General features: G+C 69.2%; 12 protein-coding genes and 1 tRNA gene. 6 read left to right on the forward strand and 7 right to left on the reverse strand.

What is annotated here, in order from left to right:
- Window positions 1-6 precede the first annotated feature (6 nt).
- On the forward strand, window positions 7-3,480 hold the full coding sequence (locus tag GVY39_RS10885; protein WP_159929365.1) for an indolepyruvate ferredoxin oxidoreductase family protein: 3,474 nt from the start codon (window positions 7-9) through the stop codon (window positions 3,478-3,480).
- Here the strand turns inward: GVY39_RS10885 and GVY39_RS10890 are convergent.
- From GVY39_RS10890 to GVY39_RS10900, 3 genes are all read right to left on the reverse strand, one after another.
- A complete protein-coding gene (locus GVY39_RS10890; protein WP_159929363.1) occupies window positions 3,477-4,943 on the reverse strand; it encodes a subtype B tannase in 1,467 nt (488 codons plus the stop codon). The two genes, GVY39_RS10885 and GVY39_RS10890, sit on opposite strands and share 4 nt — an antisense overlap.
- A gap of 273 nt (window positions 4,944-5,216) precedes the next feature.
- Window positions 5,217-5,290 (reverse strand) — tRNA-Met (locus GVY39_RS10895).
- A gap of 74 nt (window positions 5,291-5,364) precedes the next feature.
- On the reverse strand, window positions 5,365-6,894 hold the full coding sequence (locus GVY39_RS10900) for an aldehyde dehydrogenase family protein (RefSeq protein ID WP_159929361.1): 1,530 nt from the start codon (window positions 6,892-6,894) through the stop codon (window positions 5,365-5,367).
- A 112-nt stretch (window positions 6,895-7,006) separates the two neighbouring features.
- Here GVY39_RS10900 and GVY39_RS10905 point away from each other — a divergent pair, with 112 nt between their 5' ends.
- The 3 genes from GVY39_RS10905 (at window position 7,007) to GVY39_RS10915 (ending at window position 10,208) form a co-directional block, all read left to right on the forward strand.
- Window positions 7,007-7,459: an Lrp/AsnC family transcriptional regulator gene (locus GVY39_RS10905; protein ID WP_043688065.1), complete on the forward strand. Its 453-nt coding sequence runs from the start codon at window positions 7,007-7,009 to the stop codon at window positions 7,457-7,459.
- Between the two features lie 64 nt (window positions 7,460-7,523).
- Window positions 7,524-8,858 carry an L-lysine 6-transaminase gene (gene lat, locus GVY39_RS10910; protein ID WP_159929359.1) on the forward strand — a complete coding sequence of 445 codons (1,335 nt, stop codon included), beginning with the start codon at window positions 7,524-7,526 and terminating at the stop codon, window positions 8,856-8,858.
- A 168-nt stretch (window positions 8,859-9,026) separates the two neighbouring features.
- A complete protein-coding gene (locus tag GVY39_RS10915; protein WP_236565687.1) occupies window positions 9,027-10,208 on the forward strand; it encodes a YncE family protein in 1,182 nt (393 codons plus the stop codon).
- A gap of 63 nt (window positions 10,209-10,271) precedes the next feature.
- Here GVY39_RS10915 and GVY39_RS10920 read toward each other — a convergent pair whose 3' ends face one another.
- Window positions 10,272-10,616: a hypothetical protein gene (locus GVY39_RS10920; RefSeq protein WP_159929357.1), complete on the reverse strand. Its 345-nt coding sequence runs from the start codon at window positions 10,614-10,616 to the stop codon at window positions 10,272-10,274.
- A gap of 201 nt (window positions 10,617-10,817) precedes the next feature.
- Here GVY39_RS10920 and GVY39_RS10925 point away from each other — a divergent pair, with 201 nt between their 5' ends.
- Both GVY39_RS10925 and GVY39_RS10930 read left to right on the forward strand, forming a co-directional pair.
- Window positions 10,818-12,200: a serine/threonine-protein kinase gene (locus tag GVY39_RS10925; RefSeq protein WP_159929355.1), complete on the forward strand. Its 1,383-nt coding sequence runs from the start codon at window positions 10,818-10,820 to the stop codon at window positions 12,198-12,200.
- A gap of 173 nt (window positions 12,201-12,373) precedes the next feature.
- Window positions 12,374-14,446: a serine/threonine-protein kinase gene (locus GVY39_RS10930; protein WP_159929353.1), complete on the forward strand. Its 2,073-nt coding sequence runs from the start codon at window positions 12,374-12,376 to the stop codon at window positions 14,444-14,446.
- A gap of 21 nt (window positions 14,447-14,467) precedes the next feature.
- Here the strand turns inward: GVY39_RS10930 and GVY39_RS10935 are convergent, their stop codons facing one another.
- From GVY39_RS10935 to GVY39_RS10945, 3 genes are all read right to left on the reverse strand, one after another.
- Entirely contained in the window at window positions 14,468-15,406 is a 939-nt protein-coding gene (locus tag GVY39_RS10935) for a patatin family protein (protein ID WP_223518591.1), read from the reverse strand.
- 144 nt (window positions 15,407-15,550) lie between these two features.
- A complete protein-coding gene (locus GVY39_RS10940) occupies window positions 15,551-17,356 on the reverse strand; it encodes an acetyl/propionyl/methylcrotonyl-CoA carboxylase subunit alpha (RefSeq protein ID WP_159929349.1) in 1,806 nt (601 codons plus the stop codon).
- A gap of 195 nt (window positions 17,357-17,551) precedes the next feature.
- The gene (locus GVY39_RS10945; RefSeq protein ID WP_159929373.1) at window positions 17,552-18,469 is read right to left on the reverse strand and encodes a sulfurtransferase; all 918 of its coding nucleotides are present in this window, start codon (window positions 18,467-18,469) and stop codon (window positions 17,552-17,554) included.
- Between the last annotated feature and the right edge of the window lie 22 nt (window positions 18,470-18,491).

The following is an 18,491-nucleotide window of genomic DNA, read 5'->3' on the forward strand; positions in this document are numbered from 1 at the left end:
ATCTGTATGACCGAGCTCGCTGACCGCGACCTGATCGCAGCTTCCTACGACCTCGCCGACCGTTACCGCGTCGGCTCGGACACCGTGGTGCTCACCGGCGTCCAGGCCATCGCGCGACAATTGGTCGAGCAGCACGTCCGTGATCTCCGAGCGGGCCGGCGGGTCGGCACGTTCGTCTCCGGGTACCAGGGCAGTCCGCTCGGCGGCGTCGACAAGATGCTGTCCGGAATGCCGGATGTCCTCGCTGAGCACGACATCGCCTTCGTTCCGGGGCTGAACGAGGAACTGGCCGCGACCTCCGTCTGGGGGAGTCAGGCGGATCTGCCCGCGGGCACCGCGACACACGACGGCGTCGTCGGTGTCTGGTACGGCAAAGGCCCAGGCCTGGACCGCGCGACCGATGCCCTTCGCCACGCCAACATGTACGGCGCGAATCCGCGCGGCGGCGTCCTGTTGCTGGTCGGCGACGATCCGGCGGCGAAGTCCTCCACTGTGCCCGCGGTGAGCGAGCGCTCGCTGGCGGCGATGAACATTCCCGTGCTGTTCCCGCGCAACGCGCGCGAGATCATCATCATGGGCCTGCACGGGGTCGCCCTGTCCCGCGCCTCGGGCTGCCTCGTGGCACTGAAGATCGTCGCCGACGTAGCCGACGGCGCCTGGACGGTCGACGGCTCGGTCGGAGACATCGACATCGTCGTGCCCGAGATCGACTGGGACGGCCGGCCTTTCCGCTACCGGCAGCGTCCGATGGGCGCGCCCGCCGACAGCCTGCTCGCCGAGGCGGATCTCTACGGTCCCCGTTGGGAACTGGTGCGGGCCTACAGCACCCGCAACGGGCTGGACGTGATCGAGGTCGACCCGGCCAGCGCCACGATCGGGATCGCCGCCACGGGCACCACCTTCGACGCGGTCCGCCAAGCGCTGATCGACCTCGGCGCGGACGACGACGCGCTCCGGGAGGCGGGCATCCGGCTGCTGCGCATCGGGATGCCGTATCCGGTCGCGCCCGAACGCGTCCGCGAGTTCGCCACCGGCCTCACCCGGCTGATCGTCGTCGAGGACAAGACGGCCTTCATCGAGACCCAGATTCGAGACATTCTGTACGGCGTCCCGGCCGCCCCCGAGATCGTCGGCAAGCGCGACGGCGCGGGCCGCCCGCTGTTCGGCACCGATGGCGAACTCACCTCCGGGCGCATCGCCGCACCGCTGCGCCGCGTGCTCGACGGGCACGTCGAGATGAAACGCCCGCTGCCGCAACCGCTGTCGCTGTCGGTGCTGCCCGCCAAGCGCACGGCCTACTTCTGCAGCGGTTGTCCGCACAATCGATCCACCGCAGTGCCGGAAGGGTCGCTGGCGGGCGGCGGGATCGGCTGCCACACCTTGGTGACCATGTCCGGGCGCACGGACAGCAAGGTCACCGGATTGACCCAGATGGGCGGCGAGGGCTCGCAATGGATCGGTCAGGCCCCGTTCACCGATGTGCCGCACCTGTTCCAGAACATCGGCGACGGCACGTATTTCCACTCCGGTCAGCTCGCCGTGCAGGCGTGCGTGGCCGCCGGGGTGAACATCACCTTCAAGCTGCTGCACAACGACGTCGTCGCGATGACCGGCGCGCAGCACGCCGAAGGCGCCCTCACGGTGCCGATGCTCACCCACAAGCTCTCGATCGAGGGTGTCCGGCGCATCATCGTCTGCGCCGACGAGCCCGAGCGTTACCGCAAACGCGATCTCGCTCCTGGCACCCTGCTGTGGCATCGGGACCGTCTCGATGAAGCGCAGCGCGCCCTGCGCGAGGTGCCCGGCGTCACGGTGCTGATCTACGACCAGCACTGTGCGGCCGACGCGCGGCGGCAGCGCAAGCGCGGCACCCTGCCGGTGCGCCGCACCCGGGTGGTCATCAACGAGGCGGTGTGCGAGGGCTGCGGTGATTGCGGCGTCCGGAGCAATTGCCTGTCGGTGCAGCCGGTGGACACCGAGTTCGGCCGCAAGACCAGGATCGATCAGACCTCGTGCAACACCGACTACAGCTGCCTGGACGGCGACTGCCCGTCGTTCGTCACGGTCGAGCTGCCCGACCCTGCCGAGCGCGAGCGGCGCGAGGAAGTTCGCCGCGAGCAGCCTCCGCGGCTGCCGGACCTGGCGCACGAACCGCCGACGACCACGCAGAACGTCTTCCTCGCTGGCATCGGAGGCACCGGCATCGTCACCGTGAACCAGGTACTGGCCACCGCCGCGATGCGGGCCGGGTACGAGGTGGCGAGCCTGGACCAGATCGGCATGAGCCAGAAGGCAGGTCCCGTGGTCTCGCACCTGCGGTTCGCCGTGGACGCGCTGGAGCCGGCCAACCGGCTGGCCCCGGCCTCGGCCGACTGTCTCGTGGCTTTCGACCTGCTGACCGCCACCGACACCAAGAACCTGGCTTACGGGTCCGCCGCGACGACCGTGTCGGTGGCCTCCACCAGCAGGACTCCGACCGGGGACATGGTCTACGACAAGTCGGTCGGCCATCCCGACGAGGCGATGCTGCTGGAGCGGTTGGCGAAAGTATCGCGGTCGGTGCGGTCCTTCGACGCGCTCGCCGCCGCGCAAGTCCTCTTCGGCAACACCGCCGCCGCGAACTTCCTGCTGGTCGGAGCCGCTTACCAGAGCGGAGGACTGCGGCTGCCGCGCACCGCGATCGAGGAGGCGATCGAGATCAACGGCGTGGCCGTGGACACCAACCTCGCGGCCTTCCGCTGGGGACGGGTCGCGATCGCGCGGCCGGAGGAGTTCGCCGCCGCGACCGCTCGTCGCGTGGCCGGACCCGCCTCACCCGCGGCGCCCGCGGACCTGTTCGACGGGCTGACCGCCACCGGCGAGACGCGGCGGCTGGTGGCGCTGCGGGCGACCGAGCTGATCGGTTTCCAGAGCGTGGCGGTGGCCCGCGACTACGTGCGCACGATGCAACGCATTTGGGACGCGGAGCGGCGGGTCACCGACAGCACCGCGTTCAGCGAACAGGTGGCGCGCGGGCTGTACAAGTTCACGGCCTACAAAGACGAGTACGAGGTGGCCCGACGACTCACCGATCCGGCGTTCCTGGCCGAGGTCGCCGCACAGGTGCCCGACGGGGCGAACCTCACCTACCGGCTGCACCCGCCGATCCTGCGCGCGATGGGCCGGGAGAAGAAGATCGGGATGCGGCCGGGCAGTCACTTCGCCCTCCGTCTGCTGGCCAAGGGCAAGCGGTTGCGCGGCACCAAGTTCGACCCGTTCGGTTACGCGCACGTGCGCCGGGTGGAACGCGAACTGCTCGCGCACTACACCGCGATGGTGACCGACCTCGCCGACACGCTGGAGCTGGCCGGCTACGACCGCGCGGTGCGTGCGGCGTCCCTCGCCGACGTGGTGCGCGGCTACGAGGACGTCAAGCTCGCCAACGTCGCGGTCTACGCCGAGCGGTTGCGGGAACTCGGTATCGAGCCGCCGCGCTGCTAGCGGCTCGCGGTGTAACCGGTCACCCTGCCGATCCACCGGATGAAATCCGCCGCGTCCTCGTTGCTGCCGTGCCCGGCGTCCCAGTACATCGCGGCGTCGACGTCGTCGCCCAGATTCTCGAGGCTCGCGGCGAGATTGCCCACGATGGTCAGCGACGTGTCGGTGTCCTTGGTGCCGACCCGGATCCACCAATGCTTGGCCCGCGCCGGGTTCTTCTGTCCGATGAAGGGCATGGGATTCATCATTGTGATCTTCTCGGGCAGGTCGCCGTCCAGCTGCGCGCCGGGGTCGCCGGTGGCGCGCCGCAGGCTGTACAGGGTGAAATGCCTGGCCTTGGTGGTTCCCACCCCGAACTCGTTGTTCTCTCCGGAGGACAGGTCGAAAGCGTCGAACGCGGGCACGCCCTTCTTCCGCTCTCCCACGTGCGCGAGGAAGTCCGGCCAAGGGAACTCCGCCCGATCGCCCGCCCACGTGATCCAAGGGTTGGCCGCCAGGTAGCTGGAGCGGTCGGCGTCGGGCAGTGCGGTCAGGTACGCGGTTGCCGCCGGTTCGAGGTAGGTCCGCACGAGGTAGCGGCCGTAGTTGTCGGCCGTGATGGGTCCGAATCCGTCTTTGCCCTGGAGCCCGAGCGACGCTTGGTAGCCGGTGAACGCCGCACTCAGGTCCCGCGACGCGGTCGCGTCGAGTTCCCCGGAGCGCAGGGGATTGGCGCCCCAATTCCATTCGTAGGCCATATCGGCGTGTTCGAGATCGGTGATGGGGCAGTAGGGCGCGGCGGCGAAGACGGCGTCGCTGGCGTCCGCCGCGCCGAGATCGGCGAGGTACCGGTGGTACATACCGCTGTCCGCGGAAGCCCCGAGCAGGGCGGACAGCGCACCTCCCGCGCTGACTCCGGTGGCCACGATCCGATCGGTGTTTCCCGGCACGCGGCCGGAGTTGTGGCGCAGGTATCGGACCGCGGCCTTCAGATCCACGATGGCGGCGGGCGCGACGCCGTAGTACGTGCCGTCGGGACCGACGAGGTCCCGCCCGCGAGCGCCGGACTCGACGACGACGTAGCCGGCGGCCAGCGCGAGGTCTTGGTTCCTGGTCCGCTCGCCGCCGTCGCCCGGCTCGTCGCCCGTCACGGAGGACGACAGGTAGCCGCCGACGGAGTTGCTGAAAAGGATTGGAGCCGTGCTCGCGTCGACGGCCGTTCCGTCGATCTCGACGGGCACGCTGATGTTCAAGCTCTGATACGCCTTGTTAACCGGTTTCGCGACATAGACAACGCTCTCGTAGAAGCGATAGGCGACTTCCTTGTCGCGCTCGAAGGTGGCGACGGTCTTCGTCTGCTCCGTGAACGCGTCGGGGTCGAAGGCCAACTCGGCCTTCGCGCTGCCGTCCGGCCCGCCGCAGGCGGCGGCGAACATCGACACGGCCACCGCCGCGGCACATCCCTCGAGCATCGCTCTGCGTCGCACAGCTATCTCCTTCGCGTTCGTGGCGAAACACGGGCGTCACGGGCCGCAACGGGAAGAACTCAGCCATCTTCTGGCTACCGTACCGGGGAAGGTGCACGAGGGAGGGCAACCGGACGGAGGGCGCGATTCGATCGACCGCGCCGAAGCCGCTGCCCGGCATCGGAGCAGGCGTCGGTTTCGCGGGCGGCAGCCGAGCGGATCATCCGCGATGACGAGCCCGGCAAAGAAATAACCCGGGCCAGTCGGTGTGAACCGTCTGACCCGGGCTTCCAGTAGCGGGGACAGGATTTGAACCTGCGGCCTCTGGGTTATGAGCCCAGCGAGCTACCGAGCTGCTCCACCCCGCGTCGTAAGGACAACACTACACAGGGTGGAGCGAATAACCGAATCGTGCTGGTGGGGCGGGGTGCGTGGGGGTGGTTCAGCCGAACTCGATGCCCTGGGCGAGGGGAAGTTCGGTGGAATAGTTGACCGTGTTGGTGGCTCGGCGCATATAGGCCTTCCAGGAGTCCGAGCCGGATTCGCGTCCGCCGCCGGTCTGCTTCTCACCGCCGAAGGCGCCGCCGATCTCGGCGCCGGAGGTGCCGATGTTGACGTTTGCGATTCCGCAATCGGATCCGTCGGCGGCGAGGAAGCGTTCGGCCTCGCGCTGGTCGGTGGTGAAGATCGCGGACGAAAGACCTTGTGGCACTTCGTTGTGCAGCGCGATCGCGCGATCGAAGTCGTCGTAGGCGAGAACGTAGAGGATCGGCGCGAACGTCTCCTCCCGGACCACCGCGGTCTGGGCGGGCATGCGCACGATGGCGGGGCGCACGTAGTAGGCGTCGTCACCGAACCCCTCGACGCGTTCGCCGCCGCAGACCAGTTCGCCGCCGTCGGTCACCGCCTTGTCCAGCGCGGCACGCATCCCGGTGTAGGCCTTCCCATCGATCAGCGGCCCGACCAGCACCCCGTCGTCGAGCGGATTGCCGACCGACAGTTGCCGGTAGGCCCGCTCCAACCGGTCCACCAGCGATCCGGCCACGTCACGGTGCACGATCAACCGCCGCAGCGTGGTGCACCGCTGCCCGGCCGTGCCCGCCGCGGCGAACACGATGGCCCGCGCCGCGAGGTCCAGGTCGGCCGACGCGGTGACGATCGCGCCGTTGTTGCCGCCCAGCTCCAGCAGGCAGCGTCCGAGCCGCTCGGCCACCCGTGGCGCCACCAGCCGGCCCATCCGCACCGAGCCGGTCGCGCTCACCAGCGCCACCCGTTCGTCGTCGACCAGCCGGGAGCCCACGTCGCGTGCGCCCTGGATCACCTGATGCACTTCGGGATCCGCGCCCACCTCCTCGGCCGCGCGCCGCAGCAGCGCGTGACAGGCCAGCGCCGTCAGCGGGGTCGTCTCCGACGGCTTCCACACCACGGTGTCGCCGCAAACCAGCGCGATCGCGGTGTTCCACGCCCAGACCGCGACCGGGAAGTTGAACGCCGAGATCACCCCGACCACGCCGAGCGGATGCCAGGTCTCCATCAACCGGTGGCCCGGACGTTCCGAGGGCATGGTGTGGCCGTACAACTGCCGGGACAGGCCGACGGCGAATTCGCAGATGTCGATCATCTCCTGCACTTCACCCGCCGCCTCGGCGGGGATCTTGCCCGCCTCCAGCGTCACCAGCTCGGCCAAGTCGCGCTTGTGGGCGGTGAGCAGCTGCCCGAGCCTGCGCGCGACCCCGGCCCGGACGGGCGCGGGAACGCTGCGCCAGGCCCGGAAGGCGGTGGCGGCCCGTCCGATCGCGTCATCCACTTCCTCGAGCGAGCTGGACCGCAGGGTCGTCAACTGCCCTCCGGTGATGGGAGTTCGTGCGGGCAGGTCACCGGGCTCCGGTGGTCGCGCGCCTAATTCGCGCAGCACCGCCTCCGCGCGGGCGGCCAGCTGTCGGGTGGTCCGGTCATCGAGTACATCGGTCATCTGTTGTTCCGCCGTACCTTTCGGCCGCGTCGCGGCGTGTATGTCCCACATGGCGGGAGGATGGAGGGGAGGTTTCGGACACGAGCCGCGCTGCCTGAGTTAGCCTTCGCTGATGGCGGATACACCGGCAAGACCCGTACTCGATGACATCGATCGCCTGCTGATTCGTGAACTGATGGCCGATGGACGGGCCACCCTGTCGAACCTGGCCGAAAAGGCGAGTCTGTCGGTGTCCGCGGTGCAGTCACGGGTCCGCCGACTAGAGGCGCGCGGTGTGATCCGCGGGTACACCGCGCATGTCGATCCCGAAGCGCTCGGTCAACTGCTGTCGGCATTCGTCGCGATCACTCCTCTCGACCCGTCGCAACCCGATGACGCGCCCGCTGTGCTGCAGCACATCCCCGGCATCGAGGCGTGCCACTCGGTGGCAGGCGAGGAGAGCTACGTCCTGCTGGTGCGAGTGGCGTCCCCGCGGCATCTCGAACAGTTGCTCCAAGAGATCAGAGCCACCGCCAACGTGCGTACCCGGAGCACCATCATCTTGCAGACATTCTATGACAGGTAGCGATTTCGCGGAATTAATCCGTTTCGCTGTAGAGGTTCCGTAAATTTTTACGTACCCTCGGGGCGTGACCATCGAACTGGAACGCACCCGCCCGGCGGTCACCCCCGCCGCCCGGGTCCATGAGATCTTGTCGGTGAGCATCCTGGCCGACGGCTTCGACTTGGTACTCGACCTCAACCGTTCCCGCGGCTGCCGCCTCGTCGACGAACGCGACGGCAGCCCCTACCTCGACATGTTCGGTTTCTTCGCCTCCAACGCGCTGGGCATGAACCATCCCGCCCTCGCCGACGACGCGCAGTTCCGTGCCGAGCTCACCGCCGCGGCATTGAACAAGCCGAGCAACTCCGATATCTACACCGTGGAGATGGCCCGCTTCGTCGAGACGTTCGTGCGGGTGCTCGGTGATCCGCGGCTACCGCACCTGTTCTTCATCGACGGCGGCGGCCTCGCGGTGGAGAACGCCCTCAAGGTCGCGTTCGACTGGAAGAGCAGGCACAACGAATCCCACGGCCGCGCACCGGAACTCGGCACCAAGGTGCTGCATCTGACCGGCGCGTTCCACGGCCGCACCGGCTACACCATGTCGCTCACCAACACCGATCCGGTGAAGACCGCGCGTTTCCCCAAGTTCGACTGGCCCCGCATCAAGTCGCCCTATCTCACCGACGCCTTCGACGTCGAGGAGGCGGAGGCGTGCGCGCTCACCCAGGCGCGGCGCGCGTTCGAGGAAAACCCGCACGACATAGCGTGTTTCATCGCCGAGCCGATTCAGGGCGAGGGCGGCGACCGGCATCTGCGCCCCCAGTTCCTGCAAGCGGTGCAGCGGCTGTGTCAGGACAACGATGCGCTTTTCGTGCTGGACGAGGTGCAGACCGGAGTCGGCATGACCGGAACCGCCTGGGCCTACCAGCAACTCGGCCTGGAGCCGGACGTCGTCGCTTTCGGTAAGCGCACCCAGGTCTGCGGCGTCATGGCGGGTGGGCGCGTGGACGAGGTACCCGACAACGTGTTCGCCGTCAGCTCCCGGCTCAACTCGACCTGGGGTGGCAACCTGGGCGACATGGTGCGCAGCCGGCGCATCCTGGAGGTGCTCGAGCGGGACCAGCTGATCGAGCGGTCCCGGCCGCTGGGTGCGCACCTGCTCGAACGGCTGGGCGCGCTCGCCGCCCGGCACGCCGATGTCAGCGAGCCGCGTGGGCGCGGACTGATGTGCGCGATCACGTTGTCGTCGTCCCGGCTGCGCGACGAGGTGCTCACCGCGCTGCGCGAGCGCGAGCGCGTGCTGATCCTCGGCACCGGCGAGCGGGGCATCCGGTTCCGTCCCCCGCTCACGGTCACCGGCCCCGAGCTGGACGAGGCCGTCGACGCGCTGGATCGGGTCCTGACCAGCATCGAATAGTCGCGAACGGGATGATCCGGGCATTCCGGTATCCCCGGCGCGGGGTACGCCGAAATCCCGGATCCACCTCCTAGGCTTCCCAGCCATGGCCGATCGTCTTCACCACTCTGCGAGCAGGTGCGGCGCGTGAACCGGCAGCGCACGTATCGATGCTGCGCGCCCCACCTCGTGATCCCTCTCGTCGTGCTCTCGGCGGTGGCGGGCTGCGCCGCCAGTGACGCGGGCACGGTGGGCACCGAGGAAGGCCGGGCGGCCACGACCACCGTGGCCGCACCCACCACCGTCGCGTTCCCACCGCACATGACCGATCTGCTGCCCGGGATGCCGCCCCCGCTCTCACCGAACGACGTGTACGCGGCCAACCGCGAACTCAGCCCCGCCGTGGCCGACCATCGCCCCTTGGTCTACGTGCCCAACAGCCAGTCGAACACGGTCTCGGTGATCGATCCGGACACCTTCCAGGTGATCGACACCTTCCCCGCGGGCGGTTCGGAGCCGCAGCATGTCGTCCCCTCCTACGACATGCAGACGCTCTACGTCACCAACGACCTGCCGTTGGGCGGCGGCAGCCTGCTGCCGATCGATCCGCGGACGGGGAGGCCGGGCGAACCCTTCCCCGTGCGCGATCCGTACAACATGTACTACACCCCGGACGGCCGGTACGCGCTCGTCGTCGCCGAGGCGGACAAGTCGCTGGACTTCTACGACCCGCGGACCTGGCAGAAGATGCACGCTTTGGCGGTCCCCGACTGCGCGGGCGTCGACCACATGGACTTCACCGCCGACGGCCGTTTCGCCCTCGCGTCGTGCGAATTCATCGGCCGGATGCTGGCTTTCGACGTGGCCGAGCGCAGGATCGTCAAGGTGATCGACCTGCCGGGCGGACCCTCGGGCAAGCCGCAGGATGTGAAGCTCTCTCCGGACGGGCACACCTTCTTCGTCGCCGACATGGCCGCCGACGGCATCTACCTCTTCGACGCGCACACCTTCGAGAACACCGGGTTCGTGCCGACCGGTAAGGGAACCCACGGGCTCTACGTCACCCGCGACTCCACGCAGATGCTCATCACCAACCGGCACGAAGGCAGCATCTCGGTGTGGGATTTCGCGGCGAACGGGCTGGTGTACAAGTGGTTCGTGCCCGCGGGCGGCAGTCCCGACATGGGCAATATCTCCGCGGACGGGCGTGTTTTCTGGGCGTCCGGCCGCCACCACGGCGAGGTGTACGCCATCGACATCGTCAATTGGACGCTGCTGGCGCGCATTCCCGTCGGCAAGGGGCCGCACGGGCTCACCATCTGGCCGCAACCAGGACGCTATTCCACCGGGCACACCGGTGTCATGCGCTGACCTCGTCCGTCTTTCGGTGCGCCTTTCGCGCGAGTAGAGCGCGCCGGACACGCTGGTCCGTGGTCAAGCGACGACCGGCCGCAGCCCCAAACCGCCTTCGACGAAACGGCGGACGGAAGCCAGTCCCGCGTCCAGGGCGGTTTCGTAGGCGGGGCGAGCCCATCCGGTCACGTTCGCGGTGCCGTCGCCCATCGGCGTCACCGCGATCTCGGCCACCAGCTCGGCCGTCGTCGGTTCGCACACCGCCCAGGAGAAACACGTCTCCTCCGCCCAGCCGGCACTGCGCCGGGCGACGTAGTCCGGCTCGGTGATCCCGCCCGCGGCCAGAGCGGGACGGTCATCGATCCGGTCGTCGGCACGCAGGGCGCGCAGATACCAGGCACCCGCGTTGATCTCGACCGGCTCCATCAGCATCCGCCCGTTGCGCCGCGCCCGCCACCCGATGAGACCGGCGCCCCCGTGACCGCTCGGTCGAATTCCGCGACGCGCGGCGGCCTCGCTGCGACATGATCGGATGGCCGCGGCGCGAATTTCGCGCCATTCGGGGTGCCGATGCGGATTTCGGGTAGTTCGGTCATGAGGAAGAGGCTAGCGGGAGGTTCTGTCGACATGGGCGAGCTGTGGTTCGGCCACTACCGCCTCGATCGGTTGCTAGGTAGCGGCGGCATGGGCGAGGTCTGGCTCGCGCACGACACCACCGCCGACCGTGCCGTCGCATTGAAGGTTTTGGCCCCCGCGTATGCGGCGGATACGAGATTCCGACAGCGATTCACCAGGGAGGCTCGGCTCGCGGCCCAGGTGCGCGGGCCGCACCTGGTGCCGATCCATTCCTTCGGCGAACTCGACGGTCGCCTCTACATCGATATGGAGTTCGTCGAAGGCTGTGACGTGGCCGCGCTGCTGCGGCGCGAGGGGCGGCTGGAACCCGAGCGTGCGATCGAGATCGTGGCGCAGACCGCCACCGCGCTCGACGCGGCGCATCGTGCGGGCCTGGTGCACCGCGACGTGAAGCCGTCCAACATCATGGTGACCCCCGACGACGCGGTCTACCTGATCGACTTCGGCACCGCGCACCGCAGCGACCAGCCCGCGATCACCGCCACCGGCAATGTGGTCGGCACCCTTGCCTACATGGCGCCGGAGCGGTTCGAGGGGGCGGCGGTGCCCCGGTCCGACCAGTATTCGCTGGCCTGCGTGCTCTACGAGTGCGTCACCGGACGACGACCGTTCGACGACGGCGACCCACCGCGGCTGTTGCGCGCCCACCTCATGCAGACCCCACCGCTCGCCTCCACGCTCAACCCCGCCGTGCCGCCGGAGCTGGACGCGGTGATCGCACGCGGTATGGCGAAGGACCCGAGCCGGCGGTTCTCCAGCGCGGGGGAATTGGCCTCGGCCGGGTACGCGGCCGTGACAGGTCGAGACGCGACCACGGTCGAACTCGCGCCTTCGTCGCCGACTTTCGTGCTGCCGCCGCCGCGTGCGACGGCCAGGACCGGCGTCTCGTCCGAGGCGCGCATGTCCATCGGACCGCGTCTGGCTCTGGCGGCTTTCGGGACGCTCGTCGTGGCGGTGGCCGGGGCGCTGTGGCTCGGACGGCCGGAAATGGCCGACGCGGGCTCGGCAACCGCTTCGGCTCCCCCTTCCGAACAGGACCACGCGACACAATCGACATTGCCGTCGCACGTCCCGGCCACGCGGGCGCCTGTGCCGATCTCGGCGCCCACCTTGGTCCTGCCCGGCGCCGGGCAGCCGTGTGATCCGGTGGCGGACGTGGACAGTGTCACCGTGGACGGCCTCCTGCTGACCTGTACTCCGCTGGCGACGGGCCGTGCCAGTTGGCTTCCGGCTCCCGGCGGTGTCGCCGTGGGGAACGTCGAGAACGCTCCCGAGCAGCACAGCTCGGGTGGCGACAAGCGTGACCGGGACAAGCCCGGCAATGCGGACCAGGGCAACGGCAGGGACAAAAACAAGCCCAAACCCGGCAAGTAGGCGGGCTTGACGGACTGTCGTCGAGCACACAGTGGTGCGCGACGCGGGGTGCGGTTACGCTCCGAAAGAGGCCACGTTCTTCGGCATTCGCGCGGTGATCTGGTGTTTCCCGGAGTTCCCGCCGCAGGTGGAGGCCGGGTCGACCGGACGTCAACGGTGACTGGAGGTTCGCGATGGGGGAGGTGCGATTCGGGGGTTACCGGCTGGAGCGCTTGCTCGGCAAGGGCGGCATGGGTCAAGTGTGGCTGGCGTACGACACGGTGGCGGCGCGCCGGGTGGCGTTGAAACTCCTGCCCGCCGAACTCGCGGCCGCGGAGGGATACCGCAAGCGCTTCGAGCGCGAAGCCGAAGCGGTGGCGCGGTTGCGCGACCCACACGTGCCGCGCATCCACCGCTTCGGCGAGATCGACGGCCGCCTCTACATCGACATGCAGTTCGTCGAGGGCTCCGACTTGGCGGGCAAGCTGGTGGCCGAGGGCCCCATGCCGCCGGCCGTGGCGGTCGGCATCATCGGACACGTCGCCGCCGCGCTGGACGTCGCGCACCGGGCCGGGCTGGTACACCGCGATGTCAAACCGTCGAACATCGTCGTCCACCCGAGCGGCTTCACCTATCTGATCGACTTCGGCATCGTGCACGGGCTCGGCCGGACGGCCGTGACCACCACCGGCATGGCGATCGGCACCCTCGCGTACATGGCCCCGGAACGGTTCACCGGGGCGGTGGACGGGCGCGCCGACGTCTACTCGCTGGCCTGCGTGCTCTACGAATGCCTCACCGGCTCCCGGCTCTACGGCGACACCGATCCCGCGCAGCAGATGCACGCCCATTTGATGGCGCCTGCCCCACGGGCCGGTTCGGTGCGCGCCGGGGTGCCCGCCGCGCTCGACGCCGTCATCGCCCGCGGTCTGGCCAAGGAGCCGAGTGAAAGATTCCCCACAGCAGGGGAATTCGCCGCGGCCGCCCGCCTCGCGATCGGCGTCGCGGAGTCCCGAGCCGTGCCGCCGCCCTCCGGATCGGGCCGACCGTCCACGAAGCCACTGACCGCCGGGGCGTCCGCAGAGCCTGAGGCCCCACGGGCAAACGCGCATCGTTCCGAGGACCGTGGTCCGGCGAATCCGGCTGCGCGGAGCGATTACTCGCAGCAGTCGGGTCCTCGGCCCGTCGCTCCCCAGGAACCCGCGGATTCGAAGCCGAAGCCGACGCCCGCCCCGACCGAAGTGATGCCGGAGCCAGGTCCGACCCCGACGCTCGTGGCGACGAGGCTCGACTGGCCCCAGGCCGCGGCCCTACCAAACCCTGTTCCCGGACAGCGCGTTCCGAATCCGGCTTCGTCAGTGCACGGACCTGCCCCTCAGCAGCAGGTGCGCGCGGCCAGCGGTTATCCCCTTGTGCGGCAGCCGTATCCAGCCGTCCGGCGCTGGTATCAGAACGGGGTGTACGCCGCTGGAACCGCTTGGCGCGGACAGCAGGGTCGGCAGGGGCGGTTGCTCGCACTGCGGGCACGCGTCCCGTCACCCCTAGCGCCGCCGTCTCGGCAGAACGGCGCGCCGGCGCGAAAGGTCTTTCCAGCGGTCCAACCTCCGGGGTATTCCTCGATCGCGCAACGGCGTCCCCGCAGCCCGGTCCCCCGTCGGCGGCCGCGACGCCGCCGAAGTCTCCTGTCGAAGATGATCAGCGCGCTGATCGTCGTGTTCCTCGCGCCGTTCGCGTTCGCGGCCGGCTGCGTCGCCTTGATCGCGGCGGGTACCAGGACCGGCGACTCCGGCTCACCCGCGCCCACGTCGCCGCCCTCGGCAGTAGCGGTGGAGCATCCGGGACCGGGCCGGGACGAGCCCCTGCCCGACGCGGCGGCCGTAGCGCCGGTGGGCAGTGCCGTGCGCGACGGCAAATTCGAGTTCGTCGTGACGAAGGTCGACACGGGCGTTTCCCGAATCGGACTGCAAACGGCCGCGGGCTCGTTCCTGATCGTCACGCTGGACGTTCGCAATATCTCCGACGAGACGAAGTGGTTTCTGCCCCTGGGCCAGCGCCTCGTGGACGAGCAGAACACGCCCTTCGACCACAACGCCACCGCAACCATGTGGCAGAACACCCAGCAGCGCCTCGGCTACTCTTTCGAGCTGCGTCCGGGCCAGTCCGCCACCACGAAACTCGTTTTCGACCTGCCCCCGTCCGCCACGCCCGACCACCTCGAACTCCACGACTTCGTCCTGTCGAACGGCGTCCGGGTCCACCTGGGCTGAGTCGCCGAACGGAAAGTCAGGTCAGACGGCCGGGAGGACCGCGGAGAGCGCGTCTAGGACGGCTCGACGGCCGATCTGGAGAGCCGCGGCCAGCAGGGTGGTGTCGCGGGCGGCGCTGTCGATGTCGGGAGAGCCGGGCGGCGGGTGGATCTGGAGGACGGACTCGCCCAGTGCGGCGAGCGCCCGGTCCTCGATGTCCTGCTGGCCGGGGCGCTCGATCCAGGCCCGGTACGCGCCCGGGGCCACGGCGCGCAGATAGCCGCCGCCGACGATCTGATGCAGCCGCGAAGCGGGCGGGCGCCGCTCGTCCACCCGCCGGGTACGCAGGACCAAGGCGTGCGTTGCGCCCGCCTGGACCGCGGTGCGGATCGGCACCGTCTCGGAGAGACCGCCGTCGAAGTAGGCCGAGGCCCCCAGAACGACCGGCGGCCCGGCCAGAAGGGGCAGGCCCGCCGACGCCCGCAGCGCGCGCATGAGCGTGCGCTTGTCGGTGATGTGCGGATGCAGGTCGACCGCCTGCCCGGTCCGGATGTCGGTGGCGATCGGATGGAACGTCGTGGAGTTGGCCAGGATCGCGTCGAAATCCATCGGTTCGATGCCGTCGTACACCTGGTGCACGAGATACCGCAGATCGAACGCGGGACGTCCGCGCAGGAGACGGGCCGGGTCGATGGCCCGGCGCATGATCGTCGGATCGGTCCACGAACGCATGCCGGGGATCGCGCGCCCGCACAGCAGCCAGGCGCCGTTGATCGCGCCCGCCGACGTGCCGTACACCGCGTCGAACACCCCTGCGAGGCCGAGTTCCTCCAGTGCGGACACCATGCCGCTGGAGTACACCCCACGGCTGCCGCCGCCCTCCACCACCAGCGCCAGGCGGTGACCGTCGGCGCGGCCGCCGGTGGCGCGGCGCGCGCGGATCACCTCCGCGACGGGGGAGACGCTTGTCGAGCTGGTCACCGGATCACGATACGACACCCTGGTGTGCGGATCCGGTCCGGCGGAGGCAGCTCGCATGACGACGGAGGGACCGCCGCGTGAACAGCGAGAGCGGGCACGGACCTCGTCGTCCTGTGCCCGCTCCGCGACGCTTTACGCCAGGTGCTACTTGATCTCCGCGAGAACCGTTCCCTGGGTGATCGCCGCGCCCGCCTCGACGGACAGGCCGGTGACGACGCCGGCTTTGTGGGCGTTGACCGGGTTCTCCATCTTCATGGCCTCGAGTACCACGATCAGATCGCCCGCCTCGACCGTCTGGCCCTCTTCGACGGCGACCTTGACGACGGTGCCCTGCATGGGAGCGGTGACCGCGTCACCGGAGGCCGCGCCGCCGCCCGCGCCGCCACGCTTGCGCGGCTTGGGCTTCTTGCGGATCACACCCGCGCCGTTGCCCGCCGCGCCGGCCGCACCGGCCCCGACGGTGAAGCTACCGGGCAGCGACACCTCGACCCGGCGTCCACCGACCTCGACGACGACCTTCTGCCGCGGCAGGTCCTCGTCCTCGTCGTCCGGGGCGCCCGCGCCCGCGAACGGCTCGACGGTGTTGACCCACTCGTTCTCGATCCACTTGGTGTAGACGTCGAACTTCTCGCCGTCACCGATGAACGCCGGGTCCTCGACGATCGCCCGGTGGAACGGGATGACCGTGGCCAGGCCGTCGACCTCGTACTCGGCCAGTGCGCGCCGCGCCCGCTCCAGCGCCTGGGTGCGGTTCTCGCCGGTGACGATGAGCTTGGCCAGCATCGAGTCGAACTGTCCGCCGATCACGCTGCCGGCCACCACGCCGGAGTCCACGCGCACGCCGGGACCGGCGGGCTCCTTGTACACGGTGACCGGGCCGGGGGCGGGCAGGAAGCCGCGGCCGGCGTCCTCGCCGTTGATGCGAAACTCGAAGGAGTGACCGCGCGGCGTCGGGTCCTCGGTGATTTCCAGCTTCTCGCCGTTGGCGATGCGGAACTGCTGGCGCACCAGGTCGATGCCCGCGGTCTCCTCGGTGACCGGGTGCTCCACCTGCAGACGGGTGTTCACCTCGAGGAAGGAGACCGTTTCGCCCTGCACCAGGTACTCGACGGTGCCCGCGCCGTAGTAGCCGGCTTCCTTGCAGATGGCCTTGGCGGAGGCGTGAATCTTCGCGCGGACCTCGTCGGACAGGAACGGCGCGGGGGCCTCCTCGACGAGCTTCTGGAAGCGCCGCTGCAGCGAGCAGTCGCGGGTGCCCGCGACGATGACGTTGCCGTGCTTGTCGGCGATGACCTGCGCCTCGACGTGGCGGGCCTTGTCCAGGTACTGCTCGACGAAGCACTCGCCACGACCGAACGCCGCGGTCGCCTCACGCACGGCCGAGTCGTACAGCTCCGGGATCTCCTCGATGGAGTGCGCGACCTTCATGCCGCGTCCGCCGCCGCCGAAGGCCGCCTTGATGGCCACCGGCACGCCGTAGGTCTTCGCGAACTCGACGACCTCGTTCGCGTCCTTGACCGGGTCCTTGGTGCCCGCGGCCATCGGCGCTTTCGCGCGCTCGGCGATGTGCCGCGCGGTGACCTTGTCACCGAGGTCGCGGATGGACTGGGGGGAGGGGCCGATCCAGATCAGCCCGGCGTCGATGACGGCCTGGGCGAAGTCGGCGTTCTCGGACAGGAAGCCGTAGCCGGGGTGGATGGCGTCGGCGCCGGACTTGGCCGCGGCGTCGAGGATCTTGTCGAACACCAGGTACGACTCGGCCGAGGTCTGCCCACCCAGGGCGAAGGCCTCGTCGGCGAGCTTGACGAACGGAGCGTCGGCGTCCGGCTCGGCGTAGACCGCGACGCTGCCGATACCGGCGTCCTTGGCCGCCCGGATAACGCGCACGGCGATCTCGCCTCGGTTAGCTACGAGTACCTTCGTGATCCGCGCGCTGGCATGGCTGGGCACTGAGCCTCCTGTGTGCATTCTTCTGGTCGCTTCGCCGGGGATGGTCGCTGCGTGGGCTCCGCTCCCGTAATCGACAAACTTACGTCTCGGGCGAGTGTAGGCAGTCTGCCAACAGACGCCGAACTCGGCTAGACCTACTCAACAGTAGGTCGCAGATCACAACGTACGCGATCTGTGTTTGGGACCGCACCCCGACTACCTGCTCCGGGTGCGCCGGGTACCACCGCGCGCGGGTACCTCGCCGGGGTCGTACCCCTTGGCGATGGGCATCCGCACCGAGTTGCCCCACTCGGTCCAGGAACCGTCGTAGTTGCGCACGCCATGGCGCCCGAGCAAATAGGTCAGGACGAACCAGCTGTGACTGGATCGCACGCCGACTCGACTGTAGACCATCACGGCCTCCGCGCCGGTCAACGCGCTATAGACCGCGTCGAGTTCGTCCCGCGCACGGAAGCGTCCGTCGGCGGTGAGCGCCTCGTTCCACGGGACGTTCGACGCGCTGGGAATGTGGCCGCCGCGCAGCGCCGCGTCCTCGGGATCGGCCGGCTCCATGGTGCGCGCGCCGGAGTACTCCTCGGGCGAGCGCACGTCGATCACCGGTTTGCCGAGGTGGGCGAGCACGTCCTCCCGGAAGGCCCGGTAGGTGCCGTCGTCGCGGCGTACGGCCGGGTAGGCGCTGCGCACCGGATAGTCCGGTTCGAAAGTCGTGTCGCGCCCCTCGGAGATCCACGCCGCGCGCCCGCCGTCGAGCAGCCGCACGTCCTCGTGCCCGAACAGGGTGAACACCCACGCCGCGTGCGCCGCCTGCGCGTTGCTCCGGTCCCCGTAGATCACGACCGTGTCGTCGAGTTCTATCCCCTTGGCGCGCATGAGTTCGGTGAAGCGGGTTCCGTCGATATAGTCGCGCGTGACCGGATCGTTCAGATCGCTTCGCCAATCCAGTTTGGTGGCGCCCGGAACGTGCCCGATGTCGTAGAGCAGCGTGTCCTCGTTGGCCTCGATGATCTTGAGTCCCCGCGCGCCTATGTTTGCCGACAGCCACTCCGTGGTTACTAGTCGGTGAGGATGTGCGTAGAGACCGAGCGAGGGATGAGGGTCCGGGGCGACGGGCACGGTGTCGGTTCCTTCACGCATG

Origin of the sequence: Nocardia sp. CY15 (genome assembly GCF_009829295.1) — a bacterium.
Lineage (GTDB): Bacteria > Actinomycetota > Actinomycetes > Mycobacteriales > Mycobacteriaceae > Nocardia > Nocardia sputi.

What these genes read in the sequence shown, in the direction of transcription:
- GVY39_RS10900 (WP_159929361.1), bottom strand. Translation starts at nt 6,894, where the DNA reads ATGACCGATGTACTCGATGACCGGACCACCCGACAGCTGGCCGCCCGC.
- GVY39_RS10925 (WP_159929355.1), top strand. Translation starts at nt 10,818, where the DNA reads ATGGGCGAGCTGTGGTTCGGCCACTACCGCCTCGATCGGTTGCTAGGT.
- GVY39_RS10930 (WP_159929353.1), top strand. Translation starts at nt 12,374, where the DNA reads ATGGGGGAGGTGCGATTCGGGGGTTACCGGCTGGAGCGCTTGCTCGGC.
- GVY39_RS10885 (WP_159929365.1), top strand. Translation starts at nt 7, where the DNA reads ATGACCGAGCTCGCTGACCGCGACCTGATCGCAGCTTCCTACGACCTC.
- GVY39_RS10920 (WP_159929357.1), bottom strand. Translation starts at nt 10,616, where the DNA reads ATGGAGCCGGTCGAGATCAACGCGGGTGCCTGGTATCTGCGCGCCCTG.
- GVY39_RS10905 (WP_043688065.1), top strand. Translation starts at nt 7,007, where the DNA reads ATGGCGGATACACCGGCAAGACCCGTACTCGATGACATCGATCGCCTG.